This is a genomic window from Pseudomonas wadenswilerensis, assembly GCF_024749185.1.
Taxonomy (GTDB): Bacteria; Pseudomonadota; Gammaproteobacteria; order Pseudomonadales; family Pseudomonadaceae; genus Aquipseudomonas; species Aquipseudomonas wadenswilerensis.
The window spans coordinates 1,608,871-1,621,290 of record NZ_CP087191.1 but is presented as its reverse complement, the minus strand read 5'-3'; the positions used below and the strand labels follow the sequence as shown (position 1 = coordinate 1,621,290).

9 protein-coding genes are annotated in these 12,420 nt (G+C 61.4%); all 9 read right to left on the bottom strand.

Annotated elements, in window-relative coordinates; genetic code table 11:
* Nucleotides 1-31: 31 nt before the first annotated feature.
* The 9 genes from LOY45_RS07515 to LOY45_RS07475 all read right to left on the bottom strand — a co-directional run bounded on the left by LOY45_RS07515 (nucleotide 32) and on the right by LOY45_RS07475 (nucleotide 12,350).
* Entirely contained in the window at nucleotides 32-3,598 is a 3,567-nt protein-coding gene (locus LOY45_RS07515) for a glycosyltransferase (RefSeq protein WP_258578914.1), read from the bottom strand.
* Nucleotides 3,599-3,671: 73 nt separating this feature from the next.
* Complete coding sequence (locus LOY45_RS07510; protein ID WP_258578913.1) at nucleotides 3,672-5,246, bottom strand: flagellar hook-associated protein 3; 1,575 nt, start codon at nucleotides 5,244-5,246, stop codon at nucleotides 3,672-3,674.
* A gap of 13 nt (nucleotides 5,247-5,259) precedes the next feature.
* Nucleotides 5,260-7,308, bottom strand: a complete 2,049-nt coding sequence (gene flgK, locus LOY45_RS07505) for a flagellar hook-associated protein FlgK (RefSeq protein WP_258578912.1) — start codon at nucleotides 7,306-7,308, stop codon at nucleotides 5,260-5,262.
* Between the two features lie 10 nt (nucleotides 7,309-7,318).
* The gene (gene flgJ / locus LOY45_RS07500; protein ID WP_258578911.1) at nucleotides 7,319-8,518 is read right to left on the bottom strand and encodes a flagellar assembly peptidoglycan hydrolase FlgJ; all 1,200 of its coding nucleotides are present in this window, start codon (nucleotides 8,516-8,518) and stop codon (nucleotides 7,319-7,321) included.
* Nucleotides 8,519-8,528: 10 nt separating this feature from the next.
* Entirely contained in the window at nucleotides 8,529-9,638 is a 1,110-nt protein-coding gene (locus LOY45_RS07495) for a flagellar basal body P-ring protein FlgI (protein WP_010224970.1), read from the bottom strand.
* 12 nt (nucleotides 9,639-9,650) lie between these two features.
* Nucleotides 9,651-10,346 (bottom strand): flagellar basal body L-ring protein FlgH, encoded by a 696-nt coding sequence (gene flgH / locus LOY45_RS07490; RefSeq protein ID WP_115088096.1) that lies wholly within the window; start codon nucleotides 10,344-10,346, stop codon nucleotides 9,651-9,653.
* Between the two features lie 54 nt (nucleotides 10,347-10,400).
* Entirely contained in the window at nucleotides 10,401-11,186 is a 786-nt protein-coding gene (gene flgG, locus LOY45_RS07485) for a flagellar basal-body rod protein FlgG (RefSeq protein WP_115088097.1), read from the bottom strand.
* 45 nt (nucleotides 11,187-11,231) lie between these two features.
* Entirely contained in the window at nucleotides 11,232-11,972 is a 741-nt protein-coding gene (locus tag LOY45_RS07480; RefSeq protein WP_115088098.1) for a flagellar basal body rod protein FlgF, read from the bottom strand.
* 189 nt (nucleotides 11,973-12,161) lie between these two features.
* Nucleotides 12,162-12,350, bottom strand: a complete 189-nt coding sequence (locus tag LOY45_RS07475) for a hypothetical protein (protein WP_415842460.1) — start codon at nucleotides 12,348-12,350, stop codon at nucleotides 12,162-12,164.
* Between the last annotated feature and the right edge of the window lie 70 nt (nucleotides 12,351-12,420).

Sequence of the window (12,420 nt, the reverse complement as noted above, 5' to 3'; positions counted from 1 at the left end):
CAACGACTGGCAGAATTGCCGGCCATTGTCGTTAATCGGCCAACCATGCGTTGGCCCAGGGCTGAAGTTTGTCCGGCGTCAGCATGAAGTCGCGCAGCACCACTTCACGCAAAGCATCACCCTGGCGATAACTGGCCTGAGGATCGGCCAGGTGCATACGAATCGCTTCCAGCCATGCCTGCGTCGTATTGCCGATCACTCGCGTACAAGGCAGATACCCCTGGTAAGCCTTGGTGTCGGCACAGACCACCGGGAAGCCGCAAGCGCCATACTCGAGCAAGCGCAGGTTGCTCTTGCAGTCGTTGAACAGGTTGCTCTCGAGCGGCGCCAGCGCCAGATCCAGGTTCAGGCTTGCCAGCTTCTGCGGGTACAGCGACATCGCGATGCCGGTATGGAACTCCTTGACGTAGGGCCTGAGGACATCCGGACACATGCCGAAGAACACCCAGTCCACTTCATTCGCCAGTTCCTTCACCACGTCGGCGAGCAGCTCCAGATCGCCACGATGGCTGGTGCCCCCCGCCCATCCAACGCGCGGCTTGAGGGAGGTCTGGCGATGGCTCTGCAAGCCGCTCCACATTTGTGTGGCAAGCATGTTCGGCACTACCCGGATATCGTGGTGCAGGCTCGACAGCGCGTCGGCCAGCGGCTGGGTAGAAACCACCACGCGATCACAAAGGGCAATGCCAAAGCTCACCAGCTCGCGGATGTTCTCCGGCATGTTTCGTCTGTGTGCGTTCTTTTGTGGGACATCGATGATGTAGTCGTCGATCTCGTAAATACGCCGGGCATTGGAGAATTCTTTGATGTGTTCGATCTGCCGGGACGAAGTGGCCATGTAGCGGCATTGCAGGATGATGGAATCCGGCTTGCAGCGCTCCAGCTCGATCGTGTTGGGGGTGGCGTAATCCAGTTGCCCCTGGATCCACCCTGCGCGCTCCAGCTCGGTAAAAGGCTGCGCTACCCGATAGTGCCCGACCGCCGTGGTGTTGATCGGTAATGCCAGCACAAAGGGCAATGGGCGACTGATGAACGGATCCCAACCGGTACGCAAGCCCGGCTCCAGATTGTAGCTTGATAGCTTCAGGCTGAGATTGCGGTTATAGGCCGGATCATTGGCCACCCGCGGCAGCCAGCGCTGATAGAACGCGTGCTGATCCCTCTTTTTGAGCGAGGGGTCGGCGGAACTTTCGATAGACTCGCGCGCCACCAGCGAAAAGGGCGTCCACACTACCAGGTAACCCTGGTCCCGCACGCGCAGGCACAGATCGGCATCGAAGAGCTGGGATTTGAATGCCTCGGACTCCAGGCCACCCAGTTCCTCGAACAGTTCACGCCTTACCAGCAGGCAGTCAGCGCTGACCGCACTGAGGTTCTGCACCGCCACCAGGCGATTCATGTATCCGCTGCTGTCGACCATCTGGGCGAAAAAGGGGCTCCCCGCCGGCCCGTGCAAGCCGAGCAACAACCCGGCGCTGACGATCATGCCGGAGCTGTTGCACATCTTCGGCCCGACTATGCCGACTTCCGGGCGCTGAGCCTGGCTCATCATCTCGGTCAGCCACTGAGCGTCAAACATCATGCAGCCTGCATCGAGCAGTAGCAGGTAGTTGCCCCGTGCCTGTTCACTGGCCTGATTGAACTGTTGTGGCCCGCCAGCGGCACTGATCCGGATGATGCGCAGCTGGTCACTGCCGAGCTCACTCATAGCACTGAGCCAGCCCTGCATGTCTTCAGGCTCACCGCCGTTGACAGCAATCAGGACCTCATAGTTGCGATAAGCGGTGTGTTCGAAAATCGACTCGACACAGCGCCGCAACGACTGCAGGTGCTGGCCGGCGGCAATAATGATGGAGACCGCCGGTGTATCACTGTGCCGGTAGAGGACTCGGGTCAGCATGCTGTTCTGCGCCGATACCAGTTCAGCTTCGATACCCAGCCGTTGCAGGTGCGCCTGCAGGATACGCGGCGCCTGGGCTATGCAGGCTGGCGCCGACTGCCAAGCGGTATAGTTGTACTGACACTGCACCAGCAACTCGGCCACATGCTCGACCACCTGCAGACCATGAGCTTCAACCAGCCTCCAGAGCAGATCCTGAGGCGCGAGCACATCATAGTCGGCCTTGAACCCTCCCGACGCCAGTAGCTGAGTACGCTGGAAAGCCAACATACGGCCGACAAAGGGAACGCTGCGCATCAGGTCGAGGTTGAAGTCGGGCTTGAAGATCGGTTGCCCGACCTGCAGGTTGTCGTCGCTGCCCTCGTCGGTGTACAGGCATAATCTGTCCGGATGCAGGGCCATGCGCTCGGCCATGATCACCAGGGCATGGGGATGCAGGCGATCGCCGGCCTGCAGGAGGAAGACCCAGTCCGCCGTCTCGGCTTTCGCGATACGCGCATTCAGTTGCTCGAAACCACTGCCGCGCAGCTGGATACGTTCGACGCCAGCCTCATCCGGCAGCTGCTCCTGGGCACCGAGTACCCAGACCTGATGCGCCGGATAAGACTGGCAGGCCAGGCTGTCGAGTGTCGATTTCAGGGCATTCGCCTCTGCTTGCGGATCGAACACCACAGTCACTATGCGTGGCTGACGTGGCCATTGCTCGAGGCGTTTGGGCAACAGCCGGACTTGCGCTGCTGACAAGGTGCGACAATCAAGCCACTCGGCGTAGAGCTCGGCAAAACTCAGGCTGTGGGTACCGACCTGTTGCTGATAGCCGCCCAACTGCCCAGCATACAGGCGGGTCAGTTCGTACTCGTCCCACTCCAGAGCCTGACCTGGACGAAAGTCCTCAAGCGGTACATAGCGAATCCAGCCAATGGCTGGCGGCGGCTCACTGGTGCGCGCTTCGAGCATCTGCTGCAGCCATTCGCTCTCGCTCTTGTGAGCGAGGGTCATACCCGCCTGGTGGCTCAGGCGACCGGCGTGGACGCGCTCAAGACTGAGCATGTCGGACAGGCAGGCCAGGTGCCCGCGACGCAACAGGCAGATGTACAGCGCCATATCCAGGCGCGCAACGAATCCTGCGCCCTGCTGCGCCAACTGGGGAAGGTATTCCTCTACCGGGCCCCGGCGCATGAGCATATGGCTGATGCCACCAAACAGGTTGGGCACCTTGCTGGCGACCGCATCGAGCAAATCGCCGCCGTTGAGGATCGCGCTGCAGGGGGAGATCAGACAGTTGTCCGGGCGCGATGGCAAGACTGTCTCGTCCGCCGCGCATAGAAGCCGATGGTTGACTACCAGGTTGACTTGCGGGCAATCCGCCATGACTTGCGCCTGCCGCTCGATACAACCATCGATCAACCAGTCGTCATCACAGAGGAACTTGATGAAGGTTCCTCGGGAATGCTCAAGGCACTGCAGCAAATTACCAGCGAAACCCAGCGTCACAGGGTTGTGTACATAACGCAGTTCGCACTTCGCCTGCCCAGCCCACTCATCGACAATGGCCTTGATCTCCCCTCCCTGGCTGTCGTCGCAAACGATGACTTCCAGGTTCGCGTAGCGCTGGAAAATGGCACTCAGCAAAGCACGGCTGAAGAACTCTGGGTTAAAGGCGGGAATGGCAATGCTGACAAGTGGCTGTTCGATCATGGAGGCAAACCTGGAGAAGCCTTCGGGTGATGCCGGCACTGGGCATCACCCGAAGGTAGAGTGCGAAGATGTATCAGAGCCGATTGAATAGGCTCAGCGAGGAGATTTTGGTGAACGCCAATTGTGATGCTTGCAGCATGGTCTGTTGCAGGCTGAGGCGAGTCAGCACCTCGGCCGGGTCAGCGTCGCGAATCGAACTCTGGGTCTTGGTGTTGGCCATCTTCAGGCTTTCGTTGGTGTCGGCCTGGACATCCAGGGCGGCACCGCGGGCACCGATCGAGCTGATCGCCTCGGCGACCTTGTTGGCACCGCTTTCCAGGTTACCGATTGCCGATTGCAAGGCACCCTGATACTTCTGCCGTGATGCCAGATCCTTGTCCACCGGCAGCTCCAGTGCCTTGCGGAACTCGGAGATGGTATCGAGGATGTTCTGGGTCTGATGGTTATCGACCTTGACCGAAAACTGATCGCCAGCAGCTGGCGGTGCCGAGAAATCGAAATCGACACCGGCAATCTTGGCCTTGGTTGCCGGGGTACCGGTCAGCGTGCCAGTGGCAACCGGGCGCGCGTCTGGCCCCATGGGCTGGGCATAGACTTCATAGGCGGAAGCACTGGTGAACTTGATGACTGCGCCACCACCGGGGAAGGCGTTGTTGTAGGCCGTCGAGTCGCTGATACTGGCGCCCGTGATTTGCGACGACGAGGTATTGCCAGGGCTACGCGAACCGCTGACTTCATCTGGCTTGGAGCCGAGTGAAAAGGTATGGCCGGCGATCAGCGCATCAGCGTTTGGCTTGTCGGCGTCGCTCAGGTTGATATCGAGGGCCATCTCGACACCACGGAAGGTCACGCCACCCGGTTTGCTCGGATCGAACTTGCCCTCGCCGGTAGCCTCCAGAGTCACGTCGTTGTTGGCCGCATCGGTGATCTTGAACTGCGTGCTGCTGGTGAAGGTGATGGTGTACGGCTCACCGCCACGGAAGCGATCGTTGTACTGGGTGCTGCCCGAGACCTGGCCATTGGACAGACTGACGCGGCCGTCATCCACGGCCGGCGAGGTCAGCTTGGTCTGGCTGCGGCTGGTGTTCAGCGCCTGTTCGAACACACTGTAGCCACTCTCGTTGGAGGCCATGGTGAGCATGTCACCCACCTGAAGGCTCAGGGTACTCTGGTCGCCCTGGTAGGTGTAGGTCCCATCGGCGTTACGCACGTATGGCGGGGTGTCGCCACGCGAGCCGGAGAACAGGTACTTGCCGTTCTCGTCACGGCTGTTCATCAGGCTGTAGAGCTGCTCTTCGAGCTGGGTCAGCTCCTGGGCATCGGCCTTGCGGTCGGCGTCGGTGTAGCCACCGCTGCCGGCACTGATGGTCAGTTCCTTGACCCGCGCCAGGATATTGGTGATGCCGTTGAGGGTCGATTCGGAGGTACCCAGACTGTTGCGCACGTTGGTGATGTTGCCATCGTACTGGTCGATCAGGTTGCTCTGCTGCTGCAGTTGCAACAGGCGCGCAGCGCCCACCGGATCATCGGCGGCAGTACGTACGCGAATGTTATCGCTGGCCTGCTGACCGGTCTTCACCACATTGGAGAAGTTGCGCTGATAGTTCGCGGAGCTGGTTTCGTAGAACTGGGAAGTAGAAATACGCACGGTCTACCACTCCTTAAAGGGCGTTGATCAGCGTGGAGAAGATTTCCTGCGCCGCTTTGATGATTTGCGACGAGGCCGTGTAGTACTGCTGGAACTTGATCAGGTTGCCGGCCTCTTCATCGAGCTGCACGCCCGACAGCGAATCGCGCGAGGCCCTGGCCGACTCATGCAGAGCGCCGGTAGAGTCGACATCCATCTGCGCCTGGGCGGTCTTGCCGCCGACGTTTTCCACCAGCTTGCCGTAAGCGTCGGTCAGGCTGATGCCTTTGCCATTGGCGCCAACTTCGACGGTACCCTTGGTCTGCAGGTCGATCACCGCCTGGCCGTTGCGATTATTGTCCGAGCCCGAGCCGGTCATGCCGACGGTGTAGCTGTCACCTTCCTTGGGCGCGCCCGATACGCTCATGTCGAAGGTGAAGGATTTCTGGTTGCCGTTGGCATCCTTGATCGCCGCGCCGGTGGAGTCGACCATCGGCACCGAGAACTGCAGTTTGTTTTCCTGGCCCGGAATAATGGTGCCGGTACCCAGCGTGCCACCCTTGGCATCGAGCAGCTTGTAGGTTTGCGGGTTGACCTTTTCGTCACCGAACACCAGCTTGACCGGGGTCGAATACTTCAGGCCATTCTGCAGGTCCAGGCGCTGGGCCGGATCGTAGATGTCCAGGGTCGACGTCAGGTTTGGCTGGCCGATGATCCCGGTGCCCTTGTTGCCGGCACCGCTGGTGGAAGTCAGCGGCGATGCCAGCGCCAGGCGCTTGGGATCGGTAAGGACGGTGTCCAGGTTGGTCGCGGCATTGCGTGTCGGGGTGATCTTGAAGGTGTCACCGGCCTTCACCGCACCGCCATTGAGGTTGAGGCTGAAACCGTCGATGACCGGCGCCGGATCGTCGGTAAGATCGTAGGAACCGACCACGCTGCCTTCCGGCAGCTTCTTGACGTTGTAGCCGGTGGCACTGGTGAAGGTCACCTGGTAGTTGCTGGTGCTCAGCTTGCCGGTGTCCTTGATGGTCACATCGAGGTTGCCGGAGCCTGCGCTGTTGCCCGCCTGGGCGATGCTGCGCTGGCTGATCAGCTCGGGGCTGTTGATGTTGTTGAACAGGGCCGCACCGAACTCGCCGTTCTTGTCGATGCCCTGGGCCAGCTGGCTGTTGATGCGATCGGCCATGACCAGGGCCACGCGCCCCAGCTCGTTCAGCGACGGGTCCAGTACTTCGCTGCGATAACGCAGCAGGCCGCCGATCTCGCCGCCCTTGAGGCTGGAAGTGACGTCCATGGTGGTGCTGCCACGATTGAGCTGCACGACGAAACGGGTCGGGTCGGTCTTGCTCGGTGCAGTCTCCAGGTTGTTGGTGGTTTTACCCAACACCAGCGGCTGACCGTTTTCCAGGTAGATGTCGAGGTTGCCTTCGCGCTCGACCACCTGGGTACCGACCAGCTCGGAGAGCTGACGCACTGCTTCGTTGCGTTGATCGAACAGGTCGTTCGGAGTGCCCTGCACCACCGCTACCCTGGAGATCTGATCGTTGTACTGGGCAATGGTTGCCGTCAGCTTGTTGACCTGGTCGGCCATCGAAGCGAGGTTGCCATTGATGTTGTTATTCTGCTCGTTGAGCTGGTTGGCGATGGTGTTGAAGCGCTTGCTCAGCGATTGCGCACTGGTCAGCAGCAACTGGCGCGACGCATCTTCATTAGGCTTGGCAGCAGAACTCTGCAAGGCACTGAAGAAGCTCTTCAAGGCGCCGGTGATGCCGGTATCGGCGCCCGACAGCATCTGGTCGATCGGCCCGACCTGCTTCAGGTACGAGGCGGCATCGCTGCTCAGCGAGGTGGTGGTACGCAGCTGGCTTTCAAGGTAGGCGTTGTACACCCGGCGCACATCGGAGAGGGTGGTGCCGGTACCGATGAAGACGTGGCCGACCTGCTGCGCGCCATTGGCCCGCTGCACGTTCTGCTGGCGCGAATAACCGGCAACATCGGCATTGGCAATGTTGTTACCCGTGGTGTGCAGGCCCGCCTGGTTGGCGTTGAGCCCCGACATCCCGATGTTGATCAAACTCGCCATGGTTCAAACCTTATAGTTTCGTTGTAGTGCCAATCGCTGCGTAGCTTTCGTACGATTTCATCTGTTTGGCGATCTGCGAAATCTTGCTCGCGTAATCCGGGTCGGTTGCGTAACCGGCTTTCTGCAGCTCGCGTACAAACTGTTCCGGTTTATCGGCAGCCTTGACCGCTTCTTTATAGCGCGCGTTGTTCTGTAGCAGGCTGACCAGGTCATGGAAGCTGTCCTGGTAGGAATCGTAGGAGCGGAACGCCGCGGTCTCCTTGACGAACTGACCGTCACGGAACTCGCTGGTGATCGCCCGCGCCTGGCCGCCCTGCCAGTTGCCGGTGGCCTTGATGCCGAACAGGTTGTGGCTGCTGCTGCCATCGGCCTGACGCATGACCGACTTGCCCCAGCCGGTTTCCAGCGCCGCCTGGGCCACCAGGTAGCGCGGATCGATACCGATGCGCTTGGCGGCCTGCTCGGCCATCGGCAACATGGTGGCGACGAATTCATCGGAAGAACCGAACGCACGCTTGGCCGGCGCCAGCGGCGGCTGGGCCACGGCGCGACCATAGATGCGCATCGAGCCCGGCGCGGCAAAGCTCTGCGCCGACTGCCAGTCGCCTTTGACCACGGCATCGGTCATGGCCGTGGTGCGCTGCGGCAAGGCTGCGGTGTTGGTGGTGGCCGCAGCGGTGCCGGCCGACGGTACGATGCCGGCCAGCAGGCGATCGGTCAGCTTGCCCGGCAGGGCCAGGCGACGCGAGTTGAGCGCTGCCATATCGTTGCGGGTGACGGCGGTTTCTTCGCTGCGCACAGGCTCGGCCACCTTGGCCGCCCACAATGGACGCTGCTGGGTGTCCACCCGCGGGAACGGGCTGTTGTTGGTCGCGGCGCTGGCCTTCTGCTTGGACAACTGGCGCATCAGCACTTCCTGCAGACCGATACCGCCGCCCTCGCGGGACATGCTCACCGCCAGCTGCTGGTCGTACATCTGCTGGTACTGCTTGGTGGTCTCGGTATTGAGCGGGTTGTCCTTGGCCAGCACGTCGCTGGCCGAGCGCATCGACTTGAGCATCTCGTTGAGGAACAACGACTCGAATTCCTGGGCCACCTTGCGCAGGTTGGCGTCGCTGTCGCGATCGCCGACCTTCAGCGAGTTCAGACGATTGAGGTCGGTGTAAGCCCCGGTATCGGCGGCATTGAATGCGCTTTTCGGCATATCCATGGCCAGCCCCTCAGATCACGATCAGGTCGGCTTGCAAGGCGCCGGCCTGTTTCAGGGCTTCAAGGATCGCCATCAGGTCACCGGGTGCAGCACCCACCTGGTTTACCGCACGGACGATTTCATCCAGGGTGGTACCCGGGCCGAACTTGAACATCGGCTTGGCTTCCTGCTCGGCATTGACCCGCGAGCGCGGCACCACGGCGGTTTCACCATTGGAGAACGGCCCCGGCTGGCTGACGATCGGGTCTTCGGTGATGGTCACGGTCAGGCTGCCGTGAGTGACCGCCGCTGGCGACACCTTGACGTTCTGGCCGATGACGATAGTGCCGGTACGCGAGTTGATGATGACCTTGGCCACGGCCTGGCCCGGATCGATCTCGAGGTTCTCGAGGATCGACAGGTAGTCGACCCGCTGGCTTGGATCGAGCGGCGCAGTGACCCGCACCGACCCCCCATCCAGGGCCTGGGCTACACCCGGGCCGAGCAGTTCGTTGACCTTGTCGACGATGCGCTTGGCAGTGGTGAAGTCCGGGCGATTGAGGTTCAGGGTCAGGCTGTTGCCCTGGTTGAATCCGCTGGGTACGGCGCGCTCGACCGAGGCGCCGCCCGGGATACGACCGGCCGATGGCACGTTGACGGTGATCTTCGAACCGTCGCGGCCCTCGGCATCGAAACCGCCCACCACCAGGTTGCCCTGGGCGATGGCATAAACGTTGCCATCGATACCCTTGAGCGGTGTCATCAGCAGGCTGCCGCCGCGCAGGCTCTTGGAGTTACCGATCGACGAGACGGTGATGTCCACCACCTGACCCGGCTTGGCGAACGCCGGCAGGTCGGCATGCACCGACACCGCGGCAACGTTTTTCAGCTGCACGTTGCCCGACCCCGGCGGCACCTTGATGCCGAACTGCGAGAGCATGTTGTTGAAGGTCTGCAGGGTGAACGGCGTCTGGGTGGTCTGGTCACCCGTGCCGTTGAGACCCACCACCAGGCCGTAGCCGATCAGCTGGTTGGTGCGCACGCCGGAAATGCTGGCGATGTCCTTCAGACGCTCGGCCTGCACGGCGAACGCAGTGGACAGCAGAATCGTAGCGGCAATCAGCTGCTTGAAGTTGAACATGGTCATCCGAACCTAGAAAGGCCAAAGCGGGCTGATGAAGAACCGGTCGAGCCAACCCGGCTGGCTGGCATCGGCGAACGAGCCGGTACCCGAGTAGGTGATGCGTGCATCGGCGACACGGGTTGAAGGCACGGTGTTGTCGGTGGCGATGTCATCGGCACGGATCATCCCGGCGATACGCACCAGCTCATCGCCGGTGTTGAGGGTCAGCCACTTCTCGCCGCGCACGGCAATGATGCCGTTGGGCAGCACGTCGGCAACGGTGACGGTGATCGAGCCGGTCAGGGTGTTGCCCTGGGCCGCCTTGCTGTCACCCTTGGTTGAGCGGTCGCCGCTGTAGCCGGCGCTGAGGCTGAGGTCGCCATCACCGAACGGGTTGTTGGTGGTCACGCTGCTGCCGAACAACGAGGTCAGGCCGAGTTCGGCCTTGCTGTTCTTGGCGATCTGCGAGTTGGCGTTCTTGCTCGCCTGGGTGCGCTCGTTGAGGGTGATGGTGATGATGTCACCGACCCTGAAAGCCTTGCGATCGCTGTACAGGTTCTGGTCGAAACCGGCCTGGTAGATCGAGCCGTTGTTGGCCGCCGCCGGCAATGGCGTGCGCGGCAATACCGGCGCGTAGTAGGGATCGTTGGGCTTGGGCGTCGGCGCGACGCAACCGGCCAGCAAGGCGATCCCACTCAGGGCTAGTATGCAAAACAAACGACTCATGACTCTGACCTCACGGTGTAACAGGCGCCGTTCAAGCGACCTCGAAGACTTCACTTACAGGTTCTGGGTAACGTACGAGAGCATCTGGTCAGCGGTGGAAATGACCTTGGAGTTCATTTCGTAGGCACGCTGGGTGGTGATCATGTTGACCAGCTCTTCCACGGTGCTGACGTTGGAGTTCTCCAGGGTCTGCTGCTGTACCACGCCAAAACCGTTGAGGCCCGGGGTACCGATTTGCGGCGCGCCGCTGGCGGCGGTCTCCAGGAACAGGTTGCTGCCCATGGCCTGCAGGCCGGCCGGGTTGATGAAGTCGGCGGTCTGGATGTTGCCGATGATCTGCGCCGCCGGGTTGCCGGCAGTGGTGATCGACACGGTGCCGTCCTGGCCGACGGTGAACGTCTGCGCGTCTGGCGGCACGACGATCGCGGGCTCCAGGGCAAAACCGTTGGCGGTGACGATCTGGCCATCGGAGTTCAGGTGGAAGGTACCGTCACGGCTGTACGAAACAGTGCCATCAGGCTGCAGGATCTGGAAGAAACCACGACCGTTGACCGCCATGTCCAACGGGTTCTCGGTGGTCTGCAGGCTACCGGTACTGAAGTTCTTCTGGGTGCCGACGATGCGCACACCGGTACCCACTTGCAGGCCCGACGGCAGTTCGCTGTCCTGGGTCGACTGGGCACCTGGCTGACGCTTGATCTGATAGAGCAAGTCCTGGAACTCGGCGCGATCACGTTTGAAGCCGGTGGTCGAAACGTTGGCCAGGTTGTTGGAAATGGTGGTCAAGTTGGTGTCCTGGGCGGACAAACCGGTTTTACTGACCCAAAGAGCCGGAAGCATGCTGTTCTCCTCGCGCGCCTGTTTTACGGCGCTACGTCTGTGTTATTAGCCGATTTGCAAAACACGAGCCATGGCTTCGTCGCCTTCCTTGGCCGTGGTCATCATCTTGATGTGCAATTCGAATTGACGGGACAGCGCCAGCACCGAGGTCATTTCCTCGACCGCATTGACGTTGCTCGACTCCAGGAAACCGGAGACCACCTGGACGTTGGCATCGGCGACGGCAGGCTGGCCGTTCTTGGTGTGGATCAAGCCGTCCAGGCCCTTGGTCATGTTCTTCAGGTCCGGGTTGACCAGTTTGATCCGGTCGACCTCGGCCATGACCCGCGGGCCCTCGCCCATGGCGCGGATGCTGATGGTGCCGTCCTGGCCAACCTCGACCTTCTGCTCTGGCGGCACGGCAATCGGCCCGCCATTGCCCATCACCGGCATACCGTTGCCGGCCCGCAGCACACCCAGACCGTCAATGTTCAGGCTGGCGGTGCGCACATAGGCTTCACTGCCATCCGGGGCCTGCACGGCGATGAAGCCGTCGCCGCCGATGGCGATGTCCAGGTCACGGCCGGTTTCCTGCATCGAGCCCGGGCTGAAATCAGTGGCCGGGCGCTCGGTCATGGCATAGGCCCGCGCCGGAAAGCTGTCACCGAATACCGGCATCGAGCGCGCCTGCTCCAGGTCACGCTGAAAACCGCTGGTGGAAATGTTCGCCAGGTTGTTGGCATGGGCCTTCTGCGCCAGCGCGTTCTGGCTGGCGCCGGTCATGGCCACGTATAGCATCTTGTCCACAGTCATCCTCCGCTGCGCTGGCGAACACTTGCCGTCCGCCGCTGCTTTGCAGAGCCTGAAGCAAGTTTCAAACCAACTTTTGAAAAAGGCGGAAAACGCCCGAAAGACAAGGGGTTCAAGCGCGCGCGAGATCTCACGCAGAAGATGCGCCGTCGAAAATACGGCGCCGGTTTGCCGCTAGCGGCAAGCTCAGTGGTCGCGGCAAGCCGCGTTATTGAACGGACCGGCAAAACGCTTCCAGCCCTCGCCCGGCGCAAACTGTGCGCACACCAGGCGCCCGGTGACCTGGCTTTCCCAGCGATACCAGGGCGCGGCATCAGCCCAGGCCTGGCTCATCAACAGCACGGCGAACAGCGCCATCAGCAATCGTTGCAACATGATCGATACCTCTGAAATGCAAGACCCCTTCCGAGAAAGGGGTCCGCTCACACCGATTACCTCACACCCG